The organism is Winogradskyella sp. HaHa_3_26, from assembly GCF_019278425.1.
GTDB classification, from domain to species: Bacteria; Bacteroidota; Bacteroidia; order Flavobacteriales; family Flavobacteriaceae; genus Winogradskyella; species Winogradskyella undariae.
The window spans coordinates 4,024,438-4,050,657 of sequence record NZ_CP058981.1 but is presented as its reverse complement, the minus strand read 5'-3'; the positions used below and the strand labels follow the sequence as shown (position 1 = coordinate 4,050,657).

The window sequence follows — 26,220 nt, the reverse complement described above, 5'->3', positions numbered from 1 at the left end:
TTTTGTTGAAATTGATTTAATTTCCTTTCTTATAATCTGCTAAGAATTTTTCTAAACCACTATCTGTTAATGGGTGTCTTAATAAACCTGTAATAGAACTTAAAGGACCTGTCATTACATCAGCACCCAATTTAGCACAATCTATAACATGCATTGTATGACGTACAGATGCTGCTAATATTTGAGTTTCAAAAGAATAATTATCGTAGATATGTCTTATTTCAGCAATAAGATTTAAACCATCTGTAGAAATATCATCTAAACGACCAATAAAAGGAGAAACATAAGTTGCACCTGCTTTAGCTGCTAATAATGCTTGACCTGCAGAAAATACTAAAGTTACATTCGTTTTAATTCCTCTGTCTGAAAAATATTTACAAGCTTTAATACCATCTTTAATCATTGGTAATTTAACTACAATCTGATCGTGTAATTCAGCTAAGGCCTCACCTTCTCTTACCATACCTTCAAAATCTGTAGAGATAACTTCTGCAGAAACATCACCTTCTACAATGTTACAGATTTCAACATAATGTTTCATTATGTTATCAGTTCCTGTAATACCTTCTTTAGCCATTAATGATGGGTTAGTTGTAACACCATCTAATATACCCATATCCTGAGCATCTTTAATCTGCTCTAAATTTGCAGTATCAATAAAAAATTTCATAAAATTTATTTTTAGTTGTTGTGTATAAGTCGCGACGAATTTACAACTTTAAGCTTATCAATACAATGTATCAATTATAATTTATAATGATTCATTAACATCTTTTCGTATACTGAATCTGGAAGAATTCGTTTTAAAACAATAGAGAATTTCTGAAGAAAAGCACCTACTTTGTAATGAATCTTTGGGTTTTTAGCTTCAATAATTTTATAGATAGCTTCTGCCATTTCTTTAGGATCTCCACCACTATCTACGTGTTCATCCATTAGACTTAATGTTTTTCCGTACGTATCTTTATAAGGAGAATCTTCTAACGCTGGTGCATGATAACGACCCGCAGCAATATTAGTTGCAAAGTCTCCAGGTGCAACATTAGCCATATTAATATTAAATACTTTTAGCTCCATTCTAAAAGCTTCGGTTATTAACTCTAAAGCGCCTTTACTCGCACTATAAACACCTCTATAAGGTAAACCCATATAACCAGCAATAGAAGTGACATTAATTACAAGACCTGAGTTTTGTTTTCGCATACTAGGCAAAACGGCCTTTGTTACGTTGATAGGTCCAAAAAGGTTAGTTTCAAAATTTCGCTTTATTTCTGCATCAGGGATTTCTTCAATCGGTCCCGTAATTCCTGCACCAGCGTTATTGATAAGGATATCTATTTTAGATTCGACCTTTAAAACTTCAGCAACACATGCAGAGATGGTTTCAAGTTTTGTAACATCTAAAGCTACAATAGGAAATTTACTATTTGGATAATTATTAGGACTTCTACTGGTACCGTAAACTTTAAATCCTTTTTCTTGAAGAAATTCGCCAACAGATTTCCCTATTCCAGAAGAACCACCTGTTATTAATACAACTTTAGACATACTATATTATTAATTATAATTTCGAAAATACAAATTCTGAAATTGGTAGAATATTTTATAAAACCCTAAACCTTTAATTAGAAGGTCTATAAACTAAAAAAATCTCGATTCGCCGAGGCTTTCAAGATTTGAGTTTTGGGTACAAAAAAAAGGCAAGCTACCTACATCACACTGCTACAACCATTTACCTTTGCTGCGTTCCCGCCCTGGAGGATTCAACAGGAGCTAGTTGTGTAGGACTTGCCGGGTGCAAAGATATAAACTTTAATTAGTTTTACAATCATTTATTTAAAGATTTTTAAACTGAATTTAATTTAATAACTTGCTAAAAATTCTAATAGACCTCATGAAAATTTATAAATATTTCATTCTTACAGCCTTAAGTTTACTTCTTACAAATTGTGGAGATACAAATGGTTCAAAAAAATCTAGTTTATCTATAAATATAGAGGCTAAATCTTTAATGTTGGGAGACAAATTAACCCTTTCTATCAATAATCCGCAGCAACAAGAGATCACAAATGTTAGTTATGAGTTAAATGGTAAGGCTATTGAAAAGCAAAGTGTTTTAGATCATATAACTTTAGGTCAAAAAACAATTACCGCTAAAGTAACGGTTGGTGATAAAACGGAAACACTTTCTAAAACCATTCAAATTTATAATAACGAAAAACCTTCTTATTATAAGTATGAAGTCATTAACACCTACCCTCACGATATTACATCTTATACTCAAGGATTAGAGTTTTATAATGGTGAATTATACGAAAGCACAGGGCAAAGAACAGAATCTAAACTTAGAAAAGTGAATTTTGAAACTGGTGAGGTTTTAAAAAATATCAATTTAGATGATGCTTATTTTGGTGAAGGGCTAACAATATTGAATGATAAGATTTATCAATTAACATGGCAAGCTAAAAGAGGCTTTGTATATGATTTGAATACTTTTGAAAAGCTTACTACTTTTAATTACGGAACAAGTAAAGAAGGTTGGGGAATTTGTAATGATGGAGAAACACTTTATAAATCTGATGGAACAGAAAAAATATATCTTTTAAACCCTGAAAATTTAAATGAAAAAAGTCATATTGAAGTTTATACTGAAAAGGGTAAAATTCCTAATTTGAATGAAATGGAATGGATTAACGGTAAAATTTTTGCTAATATTTATCAAAAAAATGGAGTTGCCATTATAAATCCAAAAACAGGAGGTGTTGAAGGCGTGATAGACTTTACTCCTTTAAGAAAATTAGTAACACAACACCCTCAGTTAGATGTTTTAAATGGAATAGCTTACCACCCAGAACGTGAAACTATATTTGTAACAGGAAAAAATTGGGATAAGATTTTTGAAGTTAAAATTAAAAAGCAATAACAACATCATGCAAGTATTTGAAAAAACAATTACTGTTTGCGAAGATGATATAGACGATCTTAACCATGTTAATAATGTACGTTATGTGCAATGGGTTCAAGATATCGCAAAAGATCATTGGGCTTCTTTTGATACTTCAGAAATCACAAAAAAATATGCTTGGTTTTTAGTTAACCATTTTATAGAATATAAAAACCAAGCTTTACTTGGCGACAAGTTAATTTTAAAAACTTATGTACCTTCTGCAGAAGGTGTCGCTTCTGTAAGACATGTAGACATTATAAATGCTACAACCAAAAAAATAATAGTAAAGTCTAAAGCTAAATGGTGCTTAATAGATTCTAAAACATCTAGACCTGCTCGTATAACACCCGAAATAGCTGCGCTTTTTAATTAACATTTATTTAGGTTAAAGTTTTTTTAACACCTTTATACTTTAAATATTAAAACCTTTTCTTTAACGCATCAATCAACCTTGACTATGCGTAAAATTACTATTGCTAGCTTTCTTTTCTTTATTCCCTTTTTACATTTCTCTCAAACTTTAAACGGAAAAGTGTACCATACCAAAAGTGTCCTAAAAAACATAAAAGTCTTTAATAAAACTCAGAAGAGAGTCACTTTAACTAATAATGAAGGTGACTTTACTATTGAAGCGAAAGTAAATGATAGCATCTCTTTTGAATCTTTATTCTATCATAAAAAAACAGTAGTATTAAAAGATTTTCATCTTAAAAGTACTTCGGTATTTGAACTTAAAGAAATACTAACGGAGCTTGATGAAGTTGAAGTAAAAGCAGAAGTTGAGCAGCCTATATTTGTTGAAGAAACCTATAATTTAGAACTTCAAAATATGATACAAAATGATATAAAAAATAATCCACAAAAATATGCACCATTAGGAAACAATCAAGGTGTGGACTTTGTTTATTTATCTCGAAAGCTTTATGATTTATTAAAATCTAAAAAGCCTAAAAAGGTTGAAGAAGAAGAGAAAACAATAACTTATAAAAACTTCACTAAACTTATTGAAACTAGTCCTTTTTTTAACAGTCAATTATTAACCAAAGACCTAAAAATTCCTGAAACACATAAAAATCTTTTTTTAGAGTTTTGTGCAGCAAAACAACTCAGTCTAGCATTACTTAAAGACGAAAATAAAATGCAATTGTTAGAAGAGCTAGTAGTAAGTAGCCAGTTATTCTTAATTTTATTAGAAGAATACGGAGAAGAAACCTTACAGAAAGATTAATTGCTCTTTCTTAGTAATGAAAAGTATAACGTAATTTATCGTTAACTATAATAAATCCTAACTTCAAAAGTTATATTTTTAAGGCTTAATTATATTTATCATTTATGAAGCGATTGCTATCCTTTTTACTTTGTTTTGGAATCTTATTATTTTGGAGTTCTTGCCGTAACGATTTTGAATTTTCACCAAGCAAGGGACAATTAGAATTTGCTAAAGATACTATCTATTTAGACACAGTTTTCTCTACCATTGGTTCTAGTACTTACAACCTAAAAGTGTATAATCGTAGTGATGATGATATTGTAATCCCAACAATACAACTAGAAAACGGAGAAAGTTCACTTTACAGAATGAATATTGACGGCTCTACAGGAGTGGAAAATGATGATCAAGTTGGTAAATTCTTCGAAAATGTAGAATTATTAGCCAATGATAGTTTATTCATATTTATTGAAACAACAATAGATATTGCCTCTCCAGATTTAGGAATCTTAGAAAATCAATTTTTATATACCGATAGAATTTTATTTGATTCTGGGAGTAACCAACAAGATATAGACGTTATTACTTTAGTTAAAGATGCCGTTTTTATATATCCGAGTAGAAATGAGATTGATGATGATATTGAAGACAATTACATTACTGAAACTCTAACTTTTGATGTTGATGGAGATGGTACACAAGATGAAACTACGCTTCAAGGCCGTTTTCTTACAGATGAAGAACTTACATTTACCAACCAAAAACCTTATGTTATTTATGGTTATGCAGGTGTTGGTTCAGGTAAAACCTTAACAATGGAAGCTGGTGCACGAGTTCACTTTCATGCAGATTCAGGTATTATAGTAACCGATAATGCTACACTTAATATTAATGGAGCATTGAGTTCTGATCAAGAAGCTTTAGAAAACCAAGTTATTTTAGAAGGTGACCGTTTAGAACCTTTATACGAAGATGTCCCTGGGCAATGGGGAACCATTTGGTTATATAGTGGAAGTGAAAATAACATCATTAATTATGCGACTATAAAAAATGCAACTATTGGAGTTCTATCTGAAGGAGATCCAAATGCAACAAATGATAAATTAACGATCACAAATTCTCAAATTTACAATACAAGTAGTTTTGGTATTTTAGGTAGAGCAACGTCTATTAAAGCAGAAAATCTTGTTATAAATAATTCAGGACAGTCTTCTTTTGCTGGTACCTACGGAGGAAAATATAATTTTACACATTGTACAATTGCGAATTACTGGAATAGTAGTTTTAGAGAGTATCCTGCCCTACTCTTAAACGATTATATTGTAGATGAAAATAATATTGTTTTCGTTAATGATTTAACGGAAGCTAACTTTAACAACTGTATTATTTACGGAAATGATAATCCTGAATTTTTATTAGAAAATGAAGGTGATGTTTTTAATTATAAATTTTCAAATTGCTTATTAAGGTTTGACAACAATAATCTAGAAGGCATTGGAAATTATGATTTTGAAGACACTACATTTTATGTCGATAATGTATTTAATGAAAATCCAGATTTTGAAGATGCTTTTGAAAATAAGATGAGAATCGGTGCTGAATCTGGAGCTATAGGAATTGGTAGTTCTAGTTTCTTAGTAACAAATGATATTCTTGGAGATCCTAGAACAGGTTCTATTGATGCAGGGGCTTATAATAATACTTCTTTTGAAGATTAAGTAATGTTAAATGAGAAAAATATAAAAATCATAAAATGGAGTTCTATAGTTTTAATAATTCTTGGATTCTTAATTATACATTTTTTTGTACCTCGACTTATCTCTGAAATTAGAAATCCTGTTGTTAGCTTAATAAAACGGAACAAAAATGTTGGCTTTGATGTATCTTCAACTAATGCGTCAAAATTAAACCAAAAAGAATTTTATTTTAATTCGTTTGATAGTCTCAAATTATCAGCACGATTAACCTACTCTAGTTTAGATTCAGCAAAAGCAACCATAATTCTATTACATGGCATTCGCTCTAATAAAGATCACTTTAAAGAATTAAGCAAGTTTTTAGCAGAAAAGGGGTTCAATTCGGTAGCATTAGATTCTAGAGCTCATGGTAAAAGTGAAGGTAGTTTTTGTTCCTTTGGTGTCAATGAGAAAAAAGATGTTAAAACTCTTATTAATTATTTATCCAAACATGAAAATCTGAATCATTTTGGAGTTTGGGGACAATCCCTAGGTGGAGCAATTGGTTTGCAAGCCATGGGTTACGACGAAAGAATTAAGTTTGGTATTATTGAAAGTGCATTTTCAGATTTTAGAACTATAGTTAACGATTATTTTGACCTTCATGCAGGTTTTAGTTATGTTCCTTTTTCTAATTATCTAGTTAACAGAACTGGACAAATTGCAGAGTTTGATTCCAATGATGCCAAGCCCATTGTATATTGTGAACATGTAAATCAGCCAATCTTAATCGTTCATGGAAATAAAGATGAACGTATAAATATAAAATACGGGAGAGCTAATTTTTCAAGAATTCCAAGTGATAAAAAACAGTTTATTGAGGTAGATTCTGCCAATCATTCTAATGTTTGGAAAGTGGGTGGAGATGCGTATTTTAAACGTGTACTAGCTTTTATGAATGAAAACAAAAGCTCTTCCATCTAAATATAATTTTATTCAGACTTATATTCCCATTGTTTTATATAACCTATAACTGAAGCTCTAAAAGCTATTAATTTTTAGATTAAAAAATTAGCTTTGGAATAATTATTGATGAATTTTAATGAGTAAACATTTAAATCTTAAAAGTCATGATCTCAAAAAAAATACACTCCTTTTTATTAATATTTCTTTTAATAGTTTACTCCCATAATATAAAAGCTCAAAATTTAGAACTTATTAATGCAAGTCTGCAATTATTAAATAGTATAAACAATAGTTCTAATTGTGAATGTTCACAAACTCTAAATATTGACAGACCTCTTTATGATGGTAAAATTATCCTAAAAGATTCTACTATTTTGACAGGGAGAATAAGTGTAAATCACCATTTCGATAATAAAATGATTACTGTTCTTAATGAAAACTATGCGTATAAACTCATAGATAATGAAATGATAAAAGAAGTTGAAATTATCAATCATGAAAATGAAATAACAGTAGAAACCAAATTTATAAATTTAAATAAGGATGAGAAACTATACCGATTAGTTTATCAAAAAAATTCTAAAATCAGTATTTATGACTCTTCTGATAGTCCGCAAAATAATTCCTTAGTTGGGAAAGTTTTTGTTAAAGAAAATAACATTATAACGGATACCTGGAACTTCTGGACTTCAGGTCCAAAAAAAGATCTTATAAATTATTTGAATGATAGAGAAGGAACAAATTATAAAATACGAGATTTTAAGTTTTTAAATGACTTATTTGTTAAACTCTAGTCACATTTAGTATTATATCTAAAATTTTAAAACCATACTAAAAAGCTTTAAGATGCCATAGGTATCGAACGTTTGTAACAAAATTTACCGCTAATAATTACGACTCTAGAGGAGTCGAACTCATAAAAGTCGCAAACACTTTTTATAAACGTTGAATCACTTTGGGATTATATCAAAGACTTGTTTAAAAATTTCAATTAAACAACTATTCAAATTTCAACGTCTTATTTTTCTTTGCAAACTTTTAGAAAATTATCTCGACCCAAATAAAATCTATACTAAAAAGCCTTTCAAACTAAATTGAAAGGCTTTCTATATTAATATATAACAGGTTTTGACTTCGACTATTCTCAGTCAAATACCTGATAAGTTTAGGTTTATTTAAAACAATTTTTTATAATAATCATCTGCCATTCTAGTCGTTGTAAATTCAGGAATAACGCCATACATAGCTTTGAAAACAATATCTTGCCATTTTTTAGGCTTATTATAATAAGTTGGAATTACCTTATTTTCTAATATTTCGTACAAATTACCGGCATCAACATTATCTTGATCCCAAGCTGGTAAATACTGATCTAATTCTGGTAAGACAAAACTATTTTCTCCATCTATTTCAAATTCAGGAATCCAGCCATCATTGGTAGATACGTTTACAGAACCATTCATAGCAGCAGTCATTCCACTAGTACCAGAAGCTTCACGAGTAATTCTTGGTGTATTTAACCAAACATCAGATCCGCATTTTAATTTTTTAGATAAGCCTATTTCGTAACCTATTAATACAGCTAAATTACTATTGCCTTTTGAGTGATTTACAAGGTGATTAAATGTGTCAATTGCATAAAAATCATAAGGATAAGGCTTACCTGCCCAAATAATTTGAACTGGATATTTTTCGTTAGAAATTAATTTTTCAAAACGTTCTAAATCGTGTAATAATAAGTCTGCTCTTTTATAGCCTGCAAAACGTCTTGCCCAAACAAAGGTTAATACATTTGGGTCAAATCTTTTTCCTGTTTGTTTATAAACTTCTTCAAATAACTCTTTTTTTAATTCTATTTTTCTAGTCTTATATGTTTTATCGTCTTTGGCTAACCATGATTTCTTGATTTCTTCATCTTGCCAAAACTTCTGATTTTGTGCATTTGTTATCGGTATAATTTCACTAACGCCTTCATACTCTTTCCACATGTCATTTGCCACGATTGCATGTAGTTTAGATACTCCATTTGCTTTTTTTGCCATTCGTAATGCAGAAATGGTATAATTTAACATACCACCATTAACTGTTTCTTTTTGTAATTCTTCTTCAGAAAGTGATCTACCAAAAAATCCACATCTATTCAAATGTCTCGCTTCTCGTTCTTCATTACCAGCGCGTTCTGGTGTATGCGTTGTAAAAACCATCTGATTTTTTTTCACCCCCTGATCTCTTAAATAATAAAAAGCAGGTAAAGCATGCCCTTCATTTAGATGGTATGTATCTGCGCCACCTAAAGCTTCTACCACTTTTGCACCTCCTATACCTAAAATAATACTTTGAGAAACACGAGTAACTTCATTATTATCATATAAATAATTGGTGATCGTTTTTGATAAATAGTCGTTTTCTTCAACATCAGTAGTTAAAAAGTACATTGGTACGGTTCCAAAAACTTCAGGTTTTAAAACATAAGCTCTAACTTTTACATGTGGATTATCATGAAGCTTTACCTCGACTTCAATACCTGTATCTTCAAGAAAATCAAAATGCTTTTCGTTAAATTCAGTTTTCAAAGTTTGATCATCATTTCTTGCTTGATCGTAGTAGCCATATTTCCAAAGTATCCCAATACCAATCATATTTTGTTTAAGTTCTAAGCCAGAACGCATATGTGAGCCTGCTAAAAAACCAAGTCCGCCAGAGTAAATATTGAAAGATTGATCGATACCAAATTCCATACTAAAATAAGCGACTTTCTTATTGTATTCTATTGCTGGTTTATAAGGATGATACCATTTATCATATTCGTTTTCCATTGTATTCTATTTTGTGTCATAAATTTACAAATAAAGTTGCATTAGCTTATATGATATATGTCAGTATGCTAAATTTCAATATGATGCAGCTAGAAAATAAAAAGCCTTTCAAAATAAATTGAAAGGCTTTTAGTTTTAAACCAGACTATATTAGTCAAGTTAAAATATATAAAAATGATATTTAAGCATTAAATAATTCGCGTCCGCTCATTAATTCATTTACTTTTTTAGCAACACCCTCTAAAACAGTATCGTTGTCATAGTTAGTAATTACTTCGTCTATTAAATCTACAACGTAAGGCATGTCACTTTCTTTTAATCCTCTAGTAGTAACAGCAGCAGTACCAATTCTAATACCAGAAGTTACAAAAGGAGATTCTGTATCAAAAGGCACCATATTTTTGTTTACTGTAATATCTGCTTTTACTAAAGCATTCTCAGCATCTTTACCTGTAATATTTTTATTTCTAAGATCAATTAGCATCATGTGGTTATCAGTTCCGCCTGAAATTAAATTGTAATCTTTTGCTACAAAAGCATTAGCCATTGCATTTGCATTATGTTTTACTTGTAACATATAATGCATAAAATCATCCGTTAACGCTTCACCAAAAGCAATTGCTTTAGCAGCGATAATATGCTCTAATGGTCCACCTTGATTTCCTGGAAAAACACCAGAATCTAATAAACTAGACATTTTACGAAGTTTACCATTCTTTAAAGTAATTCCGAAAGGGTTATCAATATTTTCCCCCATCATAATCATTCCACCTCTTGGTCCACGTAATGTTTTATGTGTTGTTGTTGTTACAATATGACAATGCGGCATTGGGTCATTTAAAATACCTTTAGCTATTAATCCTGCAGGATGTGAAATATCTGCTAATAAAACAGCACCAACACTATCTGCAACTTCTCTAAATTTCTCAAAATCAATATCACGAGAATAAGCAGAAGCACCAGCGATAATTAATTTTGGCTTTTCTTTTTTAGCTTGGTCAGCTAACATATCGTAATCAATATACCCTGTATCTTTCTTTACCCCATAAAATGTAGGGCGGTATAATTTACCTGAAAAGTTTACAGAAGAACCATGTGTTAAATGTCCACCATGAGACAAATCAAAACCTAAAATAGTATCACCAGGGTTTAAACATGCATGATAAACCGCAGTATTTGCTTGACTACCAGAGTGTGGTTGTACGTTAACATAGTCAGCACCAAATAAAGTTTTAGCACGCTCAATAGCAATATTCTCTACTTCATCAACAACCTCACAGCCACCATAGTAGCGTTTACCAGGATAACCCTCAGCATATTTGTTGGTTAATACAGAACCTGCAGCTTCCATCACTTGGTTGCTCACAAAGTTCTCTGAAGCTATTAATTCTATACCATCAATCTGGCGTTCTTTTTCAGCTTGAATAAGTTCAAATATTTGTTCGTCTCGTTGCATAAATAAAGTGTTTGTTAAATCGATACAAAAATAGTGAATACATTAGTTTAAATATCAAAAATTATGTAGGTTTGAATGAATTTAATGAACATTTAATCAACAATAATATATGCCAATATCTGCTAACAATCCAGATCGTGCCTCATGGTTACATGTAGGTAAAGACTCAGATTTCCCAATTCAAAACATTCCTTTTGGTGTCTTTTTAACCAGAGATGATATTATTACTATAGGGTCTAGAATCGGTGATACTGCCATTGATCTCGGTGCTTTACATCAATTAGGTTATTTTAAAGACATACCACTTACTGATGATATTTTTCTTCAAGATACGCTAAATGATTTTATTGCAGACGGTAGAAAAACATGGAGATTGGTTAGAAATAGAATTGCAGAGATTTTTGATGTCGAAAATGATACCTTAAAAAATAACATTCCTCATAAGGAGATTATTTTATTTCGTTTAGATGAAATAGAAATGCAACTACCTATACAAGTTGGTGATTTTACAGATTTCTACGCTAGTAAGGATCATGCTACAAATGTTGGTACTATGTTTAGAGATCCAGAAAATGCATTGATGACAAACTGGGTACACATGCCTGTTGGTTATCACGGCCGTAGTTCTTCTATTATTCCTTCAGGAATTCCTGTAAATAGACCTCAAGGTCAAACTTTACCAGAAGGAGCTGATAAACCTGTTTTTGGACCTTCAAAATTAGTAGATTTTGAATTAGAAATGGCTTTTATTACGACTGCTGCTAATGATTTAGGAGAACCAATTCCTATTGAAGAGACAGAAGAATACATCTTTGGATTGGTTTTATTTAATGATTGGTCTGCTAGAGATCTTCAGAAATGGGAATCTGCACCACTAGGTCCCTTTTTAGGGAAAAGCTTTGCGTCTTCAATGTCACCTTGGATTGTAACATTAGATGCGTTAGAGCCTTTTAGAATTGAAAGTCCAAAACAAGATCCTAAACCTTTGGATTATTTAAAAATAAAAGGAAAAAAGAGTTTTGATATTAATTTAGAAGTTGCTATTCAGCCAAAAGGAGCAAAAGAAACTGTTGTAAGTAACTCTAATTTTAAGCATATGTATTGGAACATGGCTCAGCAATTAGCACATCATACAGTTAATGGTTGCCCTGTTAATTCTGGTGATGTTATGGGAAGCGGAACAATTTCTGGTCCTACACCAGATTCTTACGGATCTATGTTAGAAATTAGCTGGAACGGTACTAAACCTGTTACTATGAAAGATGGTACAGAACGTAATTTTATTAACGATTACGATACTGTAATTATGAGAGGTCATTGTGAAAATGATGGTACTCGTATTGGTTTTGGAATGGTAAAAACTCAGTTGTTACCTATTTTTAATCCGAAGAAAAAGAAATAATACAAAGCTTAAAGCGCTAAGCTATAAATTTTAAAAATATAAAGAAGGCTGAAGTTTAATTACTTTAGTCTTTTTTTTGTTTAATTAGAAATCAAGCCCTTCTACTTTGACTCTCAATCATTTCACGGAGTTTATTAGAGTTGGCACGGAGATACTCAGAGCGGTTTTATTTCTTTGAGACTTTGAAGCTAAGACACACTCAACGATACTCCATTATTATTTCACGAAGTTTCTTAGAGTTTACATAGAGATACACAGAGCGGTTTTATTTTATAATTAGATTTTGAATTCTTTGTGATGAATACACTTTATTTTCTTGCTTAGCTACTGTGAAACTTAGAGACTTTGTTACTATAAACAAAAGAAAACTAAAAAGGCGCTTTACAAGTAAAACTTACCCACTCCTTCTTTATTGGATGCTCAAAACTTAAGGTTTCTGCATGAAGATGTAATCTATTTGAAGGCATTCCATATAAATCATCACCAATAATTGGTGTATTTAAGCCTTTATAGTGTGCTGCGTGTACACGGAGTTGATGAGTTCTACCTGATATAGGGTAAAAATGGATTCTTGTTTTATTGTTTTTAACCTCTATAACTTCATATTTAGTCATTGCTTTTTTACCATGTTCGTAGCAAACCAATTGTCTTGGTCTGTTGTTTAAATCTACTCTAAGGGGCAAATCAATAATTCCTGTTTTAGATTCAATAACACCATCTAATAAAGCAACATATCGTTTTTTTATGGTGCGATTTATAAATTGCTTTTGAAGGTTTTTATGTGTCCTTTCATTTTTAGCGACTAATAATAATCCTGATGTTGACATATCTAAACGATGCAATAATAAAGGACCTGTGGCATCTGGTAGATATTTTTTCATTCGTGTTAAAACAGAATCTATTATTGTTTTTCCTGGCACGGACAAAAACTCATGTGGTTTATTAAGAACGAGTAGAAAATTATCTTCATAAATAATTTCTAATTCACCATTAAATACACCTGCCGTTTCAATAGGATTAGGCTCAACATCTAAACCTTGCATCATATGCCCTAAAATAGGTTCGCATCTACTGCGGCAAGATGGATAAAACTGCTCATGACGACGCACTTCCATGTTTGGAGAAGTTCCCCACCAAAATTCAGCCATTGCTAATGGTTTTAATTTATTTTGAAATGCAAATTGAAATAATTTTGGTGCTGCACATTCTCCTGCTGCAACTGGAGGATATCCTAAATCTGTACTATTAAAAATTGAAATTAAATCTCTAGTCTCATTATTTGCATTCAAGAATTGATACTGCTCATGAATTTGTTTTTGAAGTTTTGCTGATAACGTTTTACGTTCTAATTTTAAAGTTTCAATCGGTTCTACTAATTCAGATAATTTACGTTCTGCCAATTCTAGCTCAGCTTCACATTTCAACTTTAAATATTTAAGATCAATATTACTTTGTATACTTTGTTGTTTTAAGTCTTCAAAAAACAAAAGTTTATCAGCATCCGTTAATTGCTGTTCTGCCTCTGCCCTTTTTTGTTGTCTTTGCTTTTTTTCAACTTTAGCATTCTTCTTAAAATCTTCAAGTTTCTGACTATTATCAAGCTTCTTATGTTCTAGCTTTAATTTGGTTAGCTCTAATTCTGGATTTTCTTCTAATATTTCAATTTCAACTGTCAATTTATTCAAATAAGCTTCACCTTCCTTATAAAACCCCTGTTGATTTAAAGTATCAAATATTGGCGGTACAAACCCTTTTAAATGATTGCTTTCAGCTAATTTACCTGAAAAAGAAGCAATGTAACCAATTTGTCCTTCAATGCTTTTAACAATCATAACACCAAACATTTTACCTATTTCTAAACCCTTTTTTGTGGTATCTAAACCAAAGTTATGTTCAAAATCTTTTTGAGTATTTAAATAAGCTTTAACTTCATTTGCAGCAGCAATACAAATTGAATGTGGTACATATAAAAACGGAAACGTAAACTGTTTTGGTAGCTTAACCGAATCACTTAGTTCTAATGGATGAAAATATCTATTTTCCGTTTTAAACATATCTTACTTTTATTGACTTGCAAAGAAACGAAAATATAAATGTCCAGTAATCGTCTGTTTGTATTGAATACCTTTTAATATAATTTCTTCGTCATTCAAAATCAATTGAACTCATATATTTTTATTTACTTTGGCATTATAATTGGAATTGCTAAAATAGTAACCTTTTAAAACTCGAGATTATGAAACAATTTTTACTCTTATCAGTATTTTTTTTAGCACTCGGATCATGTAGTGCAAAAAAACAAATTCAAAGTGCTATTAGCACTGGTAATTATGACGTAGCTATAAATGATGCTCTCGAAAAATTAGAGAACAACAAGGATAAAAAAAGAAAGCAAGAATACATTGCCTTACTTGAAGAGGCTTATTATAAGGTTTTAGATGAAGATCTACGCGCCATAAAGTCTCTTAAAAGAGATGGTAATCCTGAGCAATATAAAACCATTTATAATACTTATGTAGATTTAGAAGCAAGGCAAACAGCTATAAAACGAGTAATGCCTTTAGAGATTGATGGGGAAATTATAAACTTTAAGTTTAATGATTATAGCAAATTCCTTGTTGAATACCGTTATAAAACGTCTGATTATTTAATTGATGAAGGTATTTCACTTTTAGATACTAATGACAAATATAAGGCTAGAGAAGCGCATGATATTTTTAGCTATATAGAAACTATAAACCCAAATTTTGAAGAAAACAGAAGCTTAATTTCGGAAGCCCACCAAAAGGGAATGGACTTTATTTTCGTATCCATTGAGAACCAAACACAGCAAATAATTCCACAGCGCTTAGAAGCTGAATTATTAGATTTTAACACTTATGGTTTAGATCAATTTTGGACCACTTATCATGCTTCGTTAGATAAAAATTTAGATTACGATTATGGTATGCAGTTACAGTTGAAGCAAATCAATGTTTCACCAGAGCGTATTAGTGAGCGACAAATATTAAGACAAAGAGAAATTGTTGATGGTTGGGAATATCAATTAGATCGTTCTGGAAATGTTAAAAAAGACAGTCTAGGAAATGATATTAAAATTGATAAAATTAAAAATATAAAAGCACGTTTTACAGAAGTCTTACAAACAAAATCTACACAAGTATTAGCAGATGTTGTTTACACGGATTTAAAGCAAAATAAAATTATTGATACATTCCCCATTGATAGTGGTTTTATATTTGAAAATGTCTTTGGAAGATACCAAGGTGATAGACGCGCATTAAATGCAGATGATAGAACTATTTTAAATCAAAGACAGGTGCCTTTTCCTTCTGATGAAGATATGGTTTATGATACAGGAGAAGATTTAAAGCTGAAATTAAAATCTATAATTGGTTCCTACTCTATTTGAGTAAAAAAATCTTCTCAGTAAAAGACAAAATCCTCAAGAATAAATTATTCTTGAGGATTTTGTCTTTTATAAATTTAGTTAAGCATGACGTTCTAAATCTACTTCATTTATAGCTCCATGAGAGGTGTGTGATACCACGACTCCATTCTTTATTATAATAAGCTGAGGAGACTGATGCATTACTTGAAATTTATAACCAATCTCATCAGAAACATTTCTGTAACTTAACAAATCTAAATAATGTAAATCAATATTTATATCTAAATTGTAATCAGATACAAATTGCTTCATCACCATGCTACTAATGCCACAACGCGTAGAATGTTTAAAAATAACTTGTGTTTTTGATTTAGATTTCTCTGCAATGGTATCTAACTGAGAAATATCTGTTAACGCTTGCCAAGGCAATATTTTTTCTTCTTTAGGTTCTGACGAACCGAATAATTTCTTAAACATAATTTTTATTTTTATTTATCCTCTAAACTGATCTACATCATTACATGAGTCGTAATAAAGTATTAATCTTACAGTGTCAAAAAGTCATTTAAAAAATAATCAAAACAGACTATTTGTCACTTATTTCTTACAAATTTATATTGGTAAGATATTTGTCTAAAGATAGTCAAACACAGTTATAAATCATAAAGGTGTTGCACAATACTAAAGTATAAATAGTTTCAATTTAAAAATATTTAAACAGCAGTATTAGTGAATAAATTAAGTTGAACATAAATAAGATACCTACTTTTTGTAGGCACTATAAAGATGAATTTTAATAATTACACTATTAAATCGCAAGAAGCCATACAGCAAGCGCAGCAGCTAGCTCAAGGTTTTGGTCATCAGCAAATAGAAAATGAACATGTTTTTAAAGCACTTTTCAATGTTGATGAAAACGTATTACCATTCCTCTTAAAAAAGTTGAATGTTAATGTATCCATGCTAGAACAAGTATTGGACAAAGAACTCGAAAGTTTTCCTAAAGTTTCAGGTGGAGATATTATGCTTTCTCGTGAAGCAAGTAAAACTTTAAACGAAGCATCTGTTATCGCTAAAAAGATGAATGATGACTTTGTATCTATTGAACATTTAATATTAGCTATTTTTAAATCTAAAAGTAAAATTGCTCAAATATTAAAAGATCAAGGTGTAACTGAAAAAGGCTTACAAGCTTCTATTGACGAATTAAGAAAAGGAGATAGAGTGACTTCTCAAAGTCAAGAAGAAACTTATAACTCTTTAAATAAGTATGCAAAAAACTTAAACCAGTTAGCTCGAGATGGCAAATTAGATCCGGTTATTGGTCGTGATGAAGAAATTAGAAGAATCCTTCAAATTTTATCTCGTAGAACAAAAAACAATCCAATTTTAGTTGGTGAACCAGGTACTGGTAAAACAGCTATTACAGAAGGTTTAGCACACAGAATTATAGATGGTGATATTCCTGAAAATCTTAAAGACAAACAAATTTTTGCCTTAGATATGGGATCGTTAATTGCTGGAGCTAAATACAAAGGTGAATTTGAAGAACGATTAAAAGCTGTTATCAAAGAAGTAACCGAAAGTAATGGAGATATTGTATTATTTATCGATGAGATTCACACGCTTGTTGGTGCTGGTGGTGGCCAAGGAGCTATGGATGCTGCAAACATTTTAAAACCTGCTTTAGCGCGTGGCGAATTAAGAGCCATTGGAGCAACCACTTTAGATGAATATCAAAAATATTTTGAGCAAGACAAAGCTTTAGAGCGACGTTTTCAGAAAGTAATTGTTAACGAGCCTGATACAGAAAGTGCGATATCGATCCTTAGAGGGATTAAAGAAAAGTACGAAGCACACCATAAAGTACGAATCAAAGATGAAGCAATTATAGGCGCTGTAGAATTATCGGAACGTTATATTAATAACCGTTTTCTTCCAGATAAAGCTATTGATTTAATGGATGAAGCTGCAGCTAAATTACGAATGGAAATTAATTCTAAACCCGAAGAGTTAGATGTTCTTGATCGTAAAATAATGCAATTAGAAATTGAACACGAGGCTATTAAACGTGAAAAAGATGAAACTAAATTAAAAAGCTTAAAAGCTGATTTAGCAAATCTTAAAGAAGAACGTAATGAACTTAGTGCTAAATGGAAATCTGAGAAAGAAGTTGTAGAAAACGTTCAGAATACAAAGCAAGAAATTGAAAACTTTAAAGCAGAAGCAGAACGCGCAGAACGTGATGGAGATTATGGGAAAGTTGCAGAAATACGCTATGGAAAAATAAAAGATGCCACTGAGCAATTGGAAAAATTCCAAAAAGAATTAGACGCACAACAAGGTACTTCATTAATTAAAGAAGAAGTGACTTATGAAGATATTGCTGATGTCATTGCTAAATGGACCGGAATACCAGTAACAAAAATGCTTCAAAGTGATCGTGAAAAATTACTAAAATTAGAAGATGAGTTACACAAACGTGTTGTAGGACAAGAAGAAGCTATTGAAGCTGTTAGTGATGCTGTACGTCGTTCTAGAGCAGGACTTCAAAACCCAAATAAACCCGTAGGAACCTTCCTTTTCTTAGGAACCACAGGTGTTGGTAAAACAGAGTTAGCGAAAGCCTTGGCAGAATATCTATTTAATGACGAAAATGCTATGACGCGTATTGATATGAGCGAATATCAAGAACGTCATGCTGTAAGTAGATTGGTAGGAGCTCCTCCGGGATACGTTGGTTATGATGAAGGTGGTCAATTAACCGAAGCTGTACGTAGAAAACCTTATTCTGTAGTATTGTTAGATGAAATTGAAAAAGCACATCCCGATACATTTAATATCTTATTGCAAGTATTAGATGAAGGACGTTTAACAGATAATAAAGGTCGTGTAGCAGACTTTAAAAATACTATTATTATCATGACTTCAAACATGGGAAGTCAGATTATACAAGAGCGTTTTGAAGCGACTAAAGATATTCCTTCAGCCATTGAAGCTGCCAAAGTTGATGTTTTAGCTTTATTAAAACAAACGGTAAGACCAGAGTTTTTAAATCGTATAGATGATACTATAATGTTTACTCCTTTGTCTAAAGATAATATTATAGACATTGTAGGTTTACAATTAAAAGGAATCACTAAAATGATCGCTAAACAAGGAATTACGTTCGATGCAACACCAGAAGCCGTAAGTTATTTGGCTAATAAAGGTTATAATCCTGAATATGGAGCAAGACCTGTAAAACGCGTGATACAAAAAGACGTTTTAAATGAATTGAGTAAAGAAATATTATCAGGTAAAGTCACCACTGACAGTATTATATTACTAGATGCATTTGATGCTCAATTAGTCTTTAGAAATCAAGGTAATTTAGTTGCTGAAGAGATCTAATAAACTAAGGTTATATGATAGTTAAAAGCAATAGATTCAAATATTTTTGAATCTATTGCTTTTTTTGTTAATTATTTTTACTAACTTAAACAGTTTAAAAACAACAATTTATGAAAGCAGTTAGATATTATAATTTAGACATTTCAGAGGTTTTTTTATTTGATAATTATATTATCGACCAAATTAAAGAAGGTGTCCATGTAGAACCTTATTTTAACGATTTAATGCAATATATAATTCATAAGTATTATTACAATAAACCGTTTGTTTATATCACAAATAGAGTTTTTTCGGACTCAATAAATCCCTCAGATTATACTGAAATTAAAGGAATAAATAACCTTATCGCTTTTGCTGTTGTTACTACCGACAAAATTGTAAACAAGAATACTAAAGAAAAACATTTTTTTAATAAAGCTTATAAGATTTTTAATACAATTGATGAAGCTATGTTCTGGTCAGATGATATATTTTTAATTAAGCAAGCTGAAATAAACAGATGTTAACATTTATTTTTTTAGATAAATTATATATCAAAAAGTGCATATTGAAATTTCGACTATGATAAATACTTAATTCAATTTTAAAACGTTACTCAAATAAACGTGAAATACTTAGTAAGGTAAATCATTATTATCGGTAATAAAAATAACATTTCTAATATTATTATATTAAGAAATATTTCTTAAGAAAACATCAATTTATTCTACTTAAAATAAACAGGTTATATTTTTATTAACAACTTTATTGAATAAATTGATGTTAAAAACTAAAATAAAACACGCTTTTTATCGGTAAAACACTTAACTTTGTCGAACTATTTAACCCAAACCCCTCAAACGTTTTATAACTATTTTGCAATCCCCCATCTACTTGTAGATAAAATTGCATTAAAAAATTTATATAATAACCCTACTTATTTGATCAATGAATTTAAATAGATACATAGACCACACTTTATTAAGTGCCTCTGCTACTGAAGCAGAAATTTTACAACTTTGTGATGAAGCTTTAAAATACAATTTTTATTCTGTATGTGTAAACAGCAGTAATGTTTTACTTGCTAAACAAGCTTTGGGTAAATCTGATGTAAAAATCTGTTCTGTTATTGGTTTTCCACTCGGAGCAATGTCTACAGAAGCAAAAATATTTGAAGCCAAACATGCTATAGATCAAGGTGCTACAGAAATCGATATGGTGATAAATATAGGAAGACTTAAGAGTAAAAATCACCTTGCAGTATTAAAAGACATTAGCAATGTTAAAAAAGCTATTGGTAACATTACACTTAAAGTTATTCTTGAAATAAGTGAACTTTCTAAAAATGAAATCGTAAAAGCTTGTGAAATCTGTATTGATGCAAAAGCTGATTTTGTTAAAACATCAACCGGATTCTCTAAAAGTGGAGCAACACTTACAGCTGTGAAAATTATGCGTAAAACCGTAAGAGATCAGTTAAAAATAAAAGCTTCAGGTGGAATTAGAGATGCTGAAACAGCTCAAAAATATATTGCTATTGGAGTCGATAGACTTGGTGTTTCTGCAGGAGTTGCTATGATGAATAATATACCTTCAAAGGCTGTATATTAATTAAAACACTTTGCTTAACTTTGTTACATGAGTGTACATATAGGAGCCAAAAAAGGCGAAATCGCAGAAACAATTTTATTACCAGGAGATCCTTTGAGAGCTAAATGGATTGCTGAAACTTTTTTTAAAAACCCAGTTTGCTTCAATGAAATTAGAGGCATGTATGGTTATACCGGAACTTATAAAGGAAAACGTATTTCTACAATGGGAACTGGTATGGGAGTGCCTAGCATATCTATTTACGCTAACGAACTTATTACAGAATATGGTGTAAAAAACCTTATTAGAGTTGGTAGCGCTGGTTCGTATCAGAAAGATGTAAAAATTAGAGATATTGTTCTGGCGATGTCTGCCTCTTCTACTTCTGGTATAAATGAATTACGTTTTGGTGGTGCAGGCTACGCTCCTACTGCTGATTTTGGTTTATTTATGAAAGCTATTAACGCTGCTAAAGCTAAAAATATTCCGGTTAAAGCTGGTAATGTTTTATCATCAGATGAATTTTACGAAGACGATAAAGAATCCTTTAAAAAATGGTCTAAATTTGGTGTGCTATGTGTAGAAATGGAAGCTGCAGGTTTATATACTGTTGCTGCTAAACATAAAGTAAATGCATTAGCAATATTAACTATTTCTGATTCTTTAGTTTCAAACGAAACGACTACAAGTAAAGAACGCGAAACGACTTTTAAAGGTATGATTGAAGTGGCTTTAGAATTAGCTTAATATACATCATTTAAAATTTCAACATGAAACATCTCATTCTAATTACTTTTTTCTCTTTCTTCATATTTGCATCTTGTAAAGAAAAATCAGAAAAACAAAGCGATGAAATATCTACATACTATTTAATTAGACATGCTGAAAAAGACCGTTCAGATAACACTAGCAGAAACCCTAATTTAACAAATGAAGGTTTAAAACGTGCTGATAATTGGGCTAAGCATTTTAAAGATATAGACTTTGATGCTATCTATTCTACAGATTATAACAGAACTAAGCAAACTGCAATGCCAACTGTAAAGTCTAAAAATATAGAGCTTCAAATTTATGATCCATCTGATTTAAAGATTGAGGCATTTTTAGAAAAAACAAAAGGTAAAACAGTTCTTATTGTTGGTCATAGTAATACAACGCCTAAGTTTGTAAATGAATTATTAGGCGAAGAAAAATATGATGATATTGCTGACGATAATAATGCGAATCTATACCTGGTTACATTAACAAAAGACATCAAAAGATCTAAAGTATCAGTTGTTAACTAATTCTACTTTTACATTTTTAAGTTCAATTTTAGAAAGTAATTCTAGCTTATCGGCTTCAAAAGCTTTTCCTAAATTTTCTAATGCAATAGTCTGGTTGTCTCCTGTTTTATAATTATTATAATCTACAAACCTTAATCCACCACGGTAACGCTCATTATAGGCTTCTCTAAAACGCATTCCTATACCTTTTTCTTCAGCATAAGAGTAAGCTAAATACTCCAATTTAAACGTTTCTTTATTGATCCAGTATATATATTGATCATCAAAATCTTCTCCTCCACCATCTTGATCAAAAGTGACTTTTATTTTATAATAATCTTTATTCTTTATTTTTTCGCTTCCTAATAAAGATTTATTTACAGCTTTATCATTTAAACCATAAGGTAAGACGGAAAAATAATGTACAGAATTAACTGAAGCTTCATATGCTTGTGCTATAGAGTCTTCAAGTTGAACAAATTCTGAGTTATTATAGCGTTCGTACCCGACATTACTTAACATATCGAATATAGAATCATTATCTTTTACTGTTAACCTAACGAGTAAATATTCGTGATTTTTACGTAATGCTTGGTAATAGACATCTCTAAATTCAAACTTAAGACTAGAACTTGTAAAACGCTCACCACCAGAAACAGCAATAGATTCATCAATAATATCGTTAGCCGTTAAGGTCTTTTTAGTTGTTTCAATAACTTTAGTGTTTTCTAATTTTGAATTTTCATTCTTACAAGCAAAAATGGCTACAAAACTGATAAGTAAAAGGTAATTCTTCATCTTAAATATTCTTTTTATGAATAGTTATGTCGCAAAATTAAAGATTTGATTACAGAAATATCACAAAATCGACTTAAAGGAATATAATCTGTGAGATAAGCAAACGATTTAGATCTTAAATTTTTGTTTACTTCTAGCTTCAAACTTCAAACTTACTTTCTTATCTTTGCCGTCCATGCAAAAGAACATTAACATACTCAATAGAAAAGCCAAGTTTCAATATGAAATTTTGGACAAATACACAGCAGGTATTGTACTCTCTGGTACAGAGATCAAATCTATTAGATCTGGTCAGGCTTCCATTGCTGAAGGTTTTTGTGAGTTTAATGAGCGAGGCGAACTCTTTGTTATTAATATGACAGTTGAAGAGTATAAATTTGGTAGTTATTACAATCATAAAGCTAAGGCTGAGCGTAAATTATTATTGAATAAAAAAGAATTAAAAAAGCTCGAAAAAGAAGTTAATATCAAAGGAAACGCCATTATACCAATGCGTTTATTTCTTAACGACAGAGGCTTAGCTAAACTTGTTATTGCACTAGGAAAAGGTAAGAAACTCTACGATAAACGCGAAACGATTAAAGATCGTGATAACAAAAGAGATTTAGACCGCGTTAAGAAAAATTTCTAAGAATTTACAATTCTTTCACAACTCCACATTTTATATTAGCCTAAGTTTTATTTAACTCAGGCAACCATTTGCTTTAAACTTTCGTCTATATTTATAAAGTCCTTATTCATGATATTAAGGATTAATTTAAATTAGATATTTTTAAGGCATAACTTTTGATGCTCTCATCAGAATGATTCGTGCCTTAACGTTTCTATAAAATTCATCAATCAACATAACACTATGCAAAAACAACTACTCAGTATTCTTTTTCTTGTTTTTACCACACTTGTTTCCGCTCAAATAAAAGGAAATATTACAGATCAAAACAATGAGCCACTTCCGTTTGTAAATATTTTGATAGAAAACACCTATAAAGGGACAACAAGTAATGACGATGGTTATTATGAGTTAAATATTTCGACACCAAAAACATACACTATTGTTTTTAGCTATTTAGGTTATAAAACGGTAAAACAGGAAGTAAACATTACTAAGTTTCCATATCAATTAGATATGTCTCTAGTTGAAGAATCTGTTTCTTTAAATGAAGTTGTTGTTAATTCAGAAAACGATCCGGCAAACGACATTATGCGTCAAGCCATAGTTAATAGAGAAGCTAATCTGGCAAAAATAGAATCCTTTAAAGCCGATTTCTACTCAAGAGGATTGCTTAAAATTGTTGATGCTCCCAAAAAAATAATGGGTCAAGACATCGGTGATTTAGGTGGTGTATTAGATTCTACACGTAGTGGGATTATTTATTTATCAGAAACAATTTCTAAAATTCAATTTTTGAATCCTGATAAGTTAAAAGAAAAAATTACGGCTTCAAAAGTTAGTGGAGATAGTAATGGCTTTAGTTTTAATAGCGCTTTAGATGTTGATTATAATTTCTACAAAAGCACAATTAGCTTGGGTAACGAAATTATTTCACCTATTGCAAATAACGCGTTTGGTTATTATAAATATAAGCTTGAAGGTATGTTTTATGACGATAGAGGAAACCTTATTAATAAAATAAAAGTGATTCCGAAACGTAAAAACGATCCTGTTTTTTCTGGTTTTATTTATATTATAGAAGATCAATGGGATATTTATGCTGTTGAATTAGATATATCAGGGTCTCAAGCCAAAATCCCAATGGTAGATATTATTTCTTTACAGCAAAGTTTTTCTTATTCTGAAGCCAATGATATTTGGGCTGTTATATCACAAAGTATGGATCTTAAATATGCGCTTTTAGGTATTAAAGGCGAAGGTCGTTTTACAGCTGTTTATAGTAATTATGAATTTAATACCGGACTTACTAGAAAAGATTTTACCAAAGAAATCGTTTCTTATGAAAAAGAAGCCAATAAAAAAGATTCGTTATTTTGGAATGCTATAAGACCTGTTCCTCTTACTTATGAAGAGCGTACAGATTATACAAAAAAAGACAGTATACAGACTTTACGTGAGTCTAAACCATACTTAGATTCTATAGATGCAGTAAGAAATAAATTTAAAGTAGGAAACATACTTGGTTATACTTATCAAAACTCTCATAAAGATTATCGCTTAGGATTCAACATCCCAATTCTTAGTGCAGTTCAATTTAATACGGTTCAAGGTTATACTGCAAATGCTAATGTATTCTATTCAAAAAATTATGATGACTATAACCGTTACTTTAGAGTTAATGGAGATATTCAATATGGGTTTTCAGACGATCGCTTACGTGCAAAAGGTTCATTAGTTTATAAATTTAATAGCATTAGTAATTCGTTTTTAATGTTATCTGGTGGTGTTTCAGCTGAACAATTTAGCCCTTTTAATCCCATTAAACCAATCATTAACTCCGTTAGCACCCTGTTTTTTGAAGATAATTACATAAAGTTATATGATAAAAGTTTTGTAGCATTAAATTATTCTGAAGAGCTTTTTAATGGATTTAGGTTATATGCCGGACTAAGTTACGAAAGACGAAAAACACTTTTTAATACTACAGATCAAACCTTTTTTAATGATGAAAATGATGCTTACACAAGCAATAATCCTTTAAATGAAACTGCCTTTGGTGTTGCTACATTTCAAACTCATAATATTATTAAAGGAAACGTTGATGCCCGTATTAATTTTGGACAAGAGTATTTAAGTTATCCTAACGCTAAATATAACGTGAGTAATGATGATTATCCAACACTTTACTTAGGTTACGAAACAGGTTTTGGTGCTACAAATAGTGATTATGATTTTAGCCAAATTAAAGCAAGTCTTACACAAGCTTTCAATGTAAAAGATAAAGGGCGTTTGATCTATAATTTAAAAGCAGGAACGTTTTTTAATGCTGAAAACATTGCATTTATGGACTATCAACACTTTAATGGTAATCTTACTCATGTAAGTACAGAAGGTAATTACACCAATGTTTTTAATAATTTAGATTATTATTCTGCAAGTACAAACGACACTTATTTTGAAGGACATATAGAACACGATTTTAATGGTTTTATACTCGGAAAACTACCATTGCTTAACAAGCTGAATTTTAATTTAGTTGTTGGAGCACACCTTTTAGCTAAGCCAGATTTTAAACCTTATCAAGAATATTCTATTGGTATAGATAATATTGGTTGGGGTAAATGGAAATTCTTAAGAGTTGATTATCTTCGTTCTTATCAAAACGGATTTCAGAGTGATGCCATTGTATTTGGTTTGAAATTCTTTTAATTTTACATT

General features: G+C 30.6%; 22 protein-coding genes and 1 other RNA gene. 15 read left to right on the top strand and 8 right to left on the bottom strand.

Translation table 11 applies throughout. The features are described 5' to 3' along the window. Window positions 1-16: 16 nt before the first annotated feature. The 3 genes from fsa to ffs form a co-directional block, all read right to left on the bottom strand. On the bottom strand, window positions 17-670 hold the full coding sequence (gene fsa, locus H0I32_RS17635) for a fructose-6-phosphate aldolase (RefSeq protein ID WP_173588762.1): 654 nt from the start codon (window positions 668-670) through the stop codon (window positions 17-19). 74 nt (window positions 671-744) lie between these two features. Further along, window positions 745-1,548: an SDR family oxidoreductase gene (locus tag H0I32_RS17630; protein ID WP_179313191.1), complete on the bottom strand. Its 804-nt coding sequence runs from the start codon at window positions 1,546-1,548 to the stop codon at window positions 745-747. A 147-nt stretch (window positions 1,549-1,695) separates the two neighbouring features. Next, an RNA gene (ffs, locus tag H0I32_RS17625) (signal recognition particle sRNA small type) lies at window positions 1,696-1,794 on the bottom strand. A 100-nt stretch (window positions 1,795-1,894) separates the two neighbouring features. Between ffs and H0I32_RS17620 the strand changes: the two genes are divergently transcribed. The 6 genes from H0I32_RS17620 to H0I32_RS17595 all read left to right on the top strand — a co-directional run bounded on the left by H0I32_RS17620 (window position 1,895) and on the right by H0I32_RS17595 (window position 7,593). After that, entirely contained in the window at window positions 1,895-2,923 is a 1,029-nt protein-coding gene (locus H0I32_RS17620) for a glutaminyl-peptide cyclotransferase (RefSeq protein ID WP_179313192.1), read from the top strand. Between the two features lie 7 nt (window positions 2,924-2,930). Continuing rightward, window positions 2,931-3,320 carry an acyl-CoA thioesterase gene (locus H0I32_RS17615; protein ID WP_173588765.1) on the top strand — a complete coding sequence of 130 codons (390 nt, stop codon included), beginning with the start codon at window positions 2,931-2,933 and terminating at the stop codon, window positions 3,318-3,320. 84 nt (window positions 3,321-3,404) lie between these two features. Further along, window positions 3,405-4,175: a hypothetical protein gene (locus H0I32_RS17610; protein WP_179313193.1), complete on the top strand. Its 771-nt coding sequence runs from the start codon at window positions 3,405-3,407 to the stop codon at window positions 4,173-4,175. A 104-nt stretch (window positions 4,176-4,279) separates the two neighbouring features. Next, window positions 4,280-5,875: a right-handed parallel beta-helix repeat-containing protein gene (locus H0I32_RS17605; RefSeq protein WP_179313194.1), complete on the top strand. Its 1,596-nt coding sequence runs from the start codon at window positions 4,280-4,282 to the stop codon at window positions 5,873-5,875. A gap of 3 nt (window positions 5,876-5,878) precedes the next feature. Further along, the gene (locus H0I32_RS17600; RefSeq protein ID WP_179313195.1) at window positions 5,879-6,817 is read left to right on the top strand and encodes an alpha/beta hydrolase; all 939 of its coding nucleotides are present in this window, start codon (window positions 5,879-5,881) and stop codon (window positions 6,815-6,817) included. A 146-nt stretch (window positions 6,818-6,963) separates the two neighbouring features. After that, on the top strand, window positions 6,964-7,593 hold the full coding sequence (locus tag H0I32_RS17595; protein WP_179313196.1) for a hypothetical protein: 630 nt from the start codon (window positions 6,964-6,966) through the stop codon (window positions 7,591-7,593). A gap of 381 nt (window positions 7,594-7,974) precedes the next feature. Here H0I32_RS17595 and glgP read toward each other — a convergent pair whose 3' ends face one another. Next, window positions 7,975-9,615 (bottom strand): alpha-glucan family phosphorylase, encoded by a 1,641-nt coding sequence (glgP, locus tag H0I32_RS17590; RefSeq protein WP_179313197.1) that lies wholly within the window; start codon window positions 9,613-9,615, stop codon window positions 7,975-7,977. A gap of 181 nt (window positions 9,616-9,796) precedes the next feature. Further along, complete coding sequence (gene glyA / locus H0I32_RS17585; protein WP_179313198.1) at window positions 9,797-11,071, bottom strand: serine hydroxymethyltransferase; 1,275 nt, start codon at window positions 11,069-11,071, stop codon at window positions 9,797-9,799. Between the two features lie 109 nt (window positions 11,072-11,180). Between glyA and fahA the strand changes: the two genes are divergently transcribed. After that, on the top strand, window positions 11,181-12,473 hold the full coding sequence (gene fahA / locus H0I32_RS17580) for a fumarylacetoacetase (protein WP_179313199.1): 1,293 nt from the start codon (window positions 11,181-11,183) through the stop codon (window positions 12,471-12,473). 368 nt (window positions 12,474-12,841) lie between these two features. Here fahA and H0I32_RS17575 read toward each other — a convergent pair whose 3' ends face one another. Next, window positions 12,842-14,527, bottom strand: coding sequence for an RluA family pseudouridine synthase (locus H0I32_RS17575; RefSeq protein ID WP_173588773.1), 1,686 nt, complete (start codon window positions 14,525-14,527; stop codon window positions 12,842-12,844). Between the two features lie 182 nt (window positions 14,528-14,709). On the opposite strand from H0I32_RS17575, the gene H0I32_RS17570 reads away from it, so the two are divergent. Next, complete coding sequence (locus tag H0I32_RS17570; RefSeq protein WP_218841338.1) at window positions 14,710-15,885, top strand: hypothetical protein; 1,176 nt, start codon at window positions 14,710-14,712, stop codon at window positions 15,883-15,885. Between the two features lie 78 nt (window positions 15,886-15,963). On the opposite strand, the gene ytxJ is transcribed toward H0I32_RS17570, so the two are convergent. Continuing rightward, the gene (gene ytxJ / locus H0I32_RS17565) at window positions 15,964-16,341 is read right to left on the bottom strand and encodes a bacillithiol system redox-active protein YtxJ (RefSeq protein WP_179313200.1); all 378 of its coding nucleotides are present in this window, start codon (window positions 16,339-16,341) and stop codon (window positions 15,964-15,966) included. A 309-nt stretch (window positions 16,342-16,650) separates the two neighbouring features. Here ytxJ and clpB point away from each other — a divergent pair, with 309 nt between their 5' ends. From clpB to H0I32_RS17540, 5 genes are all read left to right on the top strand, one after another. Then, window positions 16,651-19,257, top strand: a complete 2,607-nt coding sequence (gene clpB, locus H0I32_RS17560) for an ATP-dependent chaperone ClpB (RefSeq protein ID WP_179313201.1) — start codon at window positions 16,651-16,653, stop codon at window positions 19,255-19,257. Between the two features lie 110 nt (window positions 19,258-19,367). Next, entirely contained in the window at window positions 19,368-19,763 is a 396-nt protein-coding gene (locus H0I32_RS17555) for a hypothetical protein (RefSeq protein WP_179313202.1), read from the top strand. 421 nt (window positions 19,764-20,184) lie between these two features. Beyond that, window positions 20,185-20,847 (top strand): deoxyribose-phosphate aldolase, encoded by a 663-nt coding sequence (deoC, locus tag H0I32_RS17550; RefSeq protein WP_173588777.1) that lies wholly within the window; start codon window positions 20,185-20,187, stop codon window positions 20,845-20,847. 27 nt (window positions 20,848-20,874) lie between these two features. Next, on the top strand, window positions 20,875-21,573 hold the full coding sequence (gene deoD / locus H0I32_RS17545) for a purine-nucleoside phosphorylase (RefSeq protein ID WP_173588778.1): 699 nt from the start codon (window positions 20,875-20,877) through the stop codon (window positions 21,571-21,573). A gap of 23 nt (window positions 21,574-21,596) precedes the next feature. Further along, entirely contained in the window at window positions 21,597-22,112 is a 516-nt protein-coding gene (locus H0I32_RS17540; RefSeq protein WP_179313203.1) for a SixA phosphatase family protein, read from the top strand. Here the strand turns inward: H0I32_RS17540 and H0I32_RS17535 are convergent. Next, a complete protein-coding gene (locus tag H0I32_RS17535; protein WP_173588780.1) occupies window positions 22,098-22,889 on the bottom strand; it encodes a DUF6503 family protein in 792 nt (263 codons plus the stop codon). The genes H0I32_RS17540 and H0I32_RS17535 overlap by 15 nt on opposite strands. Before the next feature lie 175 nt (window positions 22,890-23,064). Between H0I32_RS17535 and smpB the strand changes: the two genes are divergently transcribed. Further along, window positions 23,065-23,520 (top strand): SsrA-binding protein SmpB, encoded by a 456-nt coding sequence (gene smpB, locus H0I32_RS17530; RefSeq protein ID WP_173588781.1) that lies wholly within the window; start codon window positions 23,065-23,067, stop codon window positions 23,518-23,520. Between the two features lie 222 nt (window positions 23,521-23,742). Beyond that, a complete protein-coding gene (locus H0I32_RS17525; protein WP_179313204.1) occupies window positions 23,743-26,211 on the top strand; it encodes a DUF5686 and carboxypeptidase regulatory-like domain-containing protein in 2,469 nt (822 codons plus the stop codon). Window positions 26,212-26,220 lie beyond the last annotated feature (9 nt).

Bases quoted from the DNA above. Each gene is read 5' to 3' on its own strand.
- ytxJ (WP_179313200.1), bottom strand. From the start codon at position 16,341: ATGTTTAAGAAATTATTCGGTTCGTCAGAACCTAAAGAAGAAAAAATA.
- H0I32_RS17600 (WP_179313195.1), top strand. From the start codon at position 5,879: ATGTTAAATGAGAAAAATATAAAAATCATAAAATGGAGTTCTATAGTT.
- H0I32_RS17570 (WP_218841338.1), top strand. From the start codon at position 14,710: ATGAAACAATTTTTACTCTTATCAGTATTTTTTTTAGCACTCGGATCA.
- glyA (WP_179313198.1), bottom strand. From the start codon at position 11,071: ATGCAACGAGACGAACAAATATTTGAACTTATTCAAGCTGAAAAAGAA.
- fahA (WP_179313199.1), top strand. From the start codon at position 11,181: ATGCCAATATCTGCTAACAATCCAGATCGTGCCTCATGGTTACATGTA.
- H0I32_RS17605 (WP_179313194.1), top strand. From the start codon at position 4,280: ATGAAGCGATTGCTATCCTTTTTACTTTGTTTTGGAATCTTATTATTT.
- H0I32_RS17555 (WP_179313202.1), top strand. From the start codon at position 19,368: ATGAAAGCAGTTAGATATTATAATTTAGACATTTCAGAGGTTTTTTTA.
- H0I32_RS17615 (WP_173588765.1), top strand. From the start codon at position 2,931: ATGCAAGTATTTGAAAAAACAATTACTGTTTGCGAAGATGATATAGAC.
- fsa (WP_173588762.1), bottom strand. From the start codon at position 670: ATGAAATTTTTTATTGATACTGCAAATTTAGAGCAGATTAAAGATGCT.
- H0I32_RS17595 (WP_179313196.1), top strand. From the start codon at position 6,964: ATGATCTCAAAAAAAATACACTCCTTTTTATTAATATTTCTTTTAATA.
- clpB (WP_179313201.1), top strand. From the start codon at position 16,651: ATGAATTTTAATAATTACACTATTAAATCGCAAGAAGCCATACAGCAA.
- H0I32_RS17630 (WP_179313191.1), bottom strand. From the start codon at position 1,548: ATGTCTAAAGTTGTATTAATAACAGGTGGTTCTTCTGGAATAGGGAAA.
- smpB (WP_173588781.1), top strand. From the start codon at position 23,065: ATGCAAAAGAACATTAACATACTCAATAGAAAAGCCAAGTTTCAATAT.
- H0I32_RS17575 (WP_173588773.1), bottom strand. From the start codon at position 14,527: ATGTTTAAAACGGAAAATAGATATTTTCATCCATTAGAACTAAGTGAT.
- H0I32_RS17525 (WP_179313204.1), top strand. From the start codon at position 23,743: ATGCAAAAACAACTACTCAGTATTCTTTTTCTTGTTTTTACCACACTT.
- H0I32_RS17610 (WP_179313193.1), top strand. From the start codon at position 3,405: ATGCGTAAAATTACTATTGCTAGCTTTCTTTTCTTTATTCCCTTTTTA.
- H0I32_RS17620 (WP_179313192.1), top strand. From the start codon at position 1,895: ATGAAAATTTATAAATATTTCATTCTTACAGCCTTAAGTTTACTTCTT.
- glgP (WP_179313197.1), bottom strand. From the start codon at position 9,615: ATGGAAAACGAATATGATAAATGGTATCATCCTTATAAACCAGCAATA.
- deoD (WP_173588778.1), top strand. From the start codon at position 20,875: ATGAGTGTACATATAGGAGCCAAAAAAGGCGAAATCGCAGAAACAATT.
- H0I32_RS17540 (WP_179313203.1), top strand. From the start codon at position 21,597: ATGAAACATCTCATTCTAATTACTTTTTTCTCTTTCTTCATATTTGCA.
- H0I32_RS17535 (WP_173588780.1), bottom strand. From the start codon at position 22,889: ATGAAGAATTACCTTTTACTTATCAGTTTTGTAGCCATTTTTGCTTGT.
- deoC (WP_173588777.1), top strand. From the start codon at position 20,185: ATGAATTTAAATAGATACATAGACCACACTTTATTAAGTGCCTCTGCT.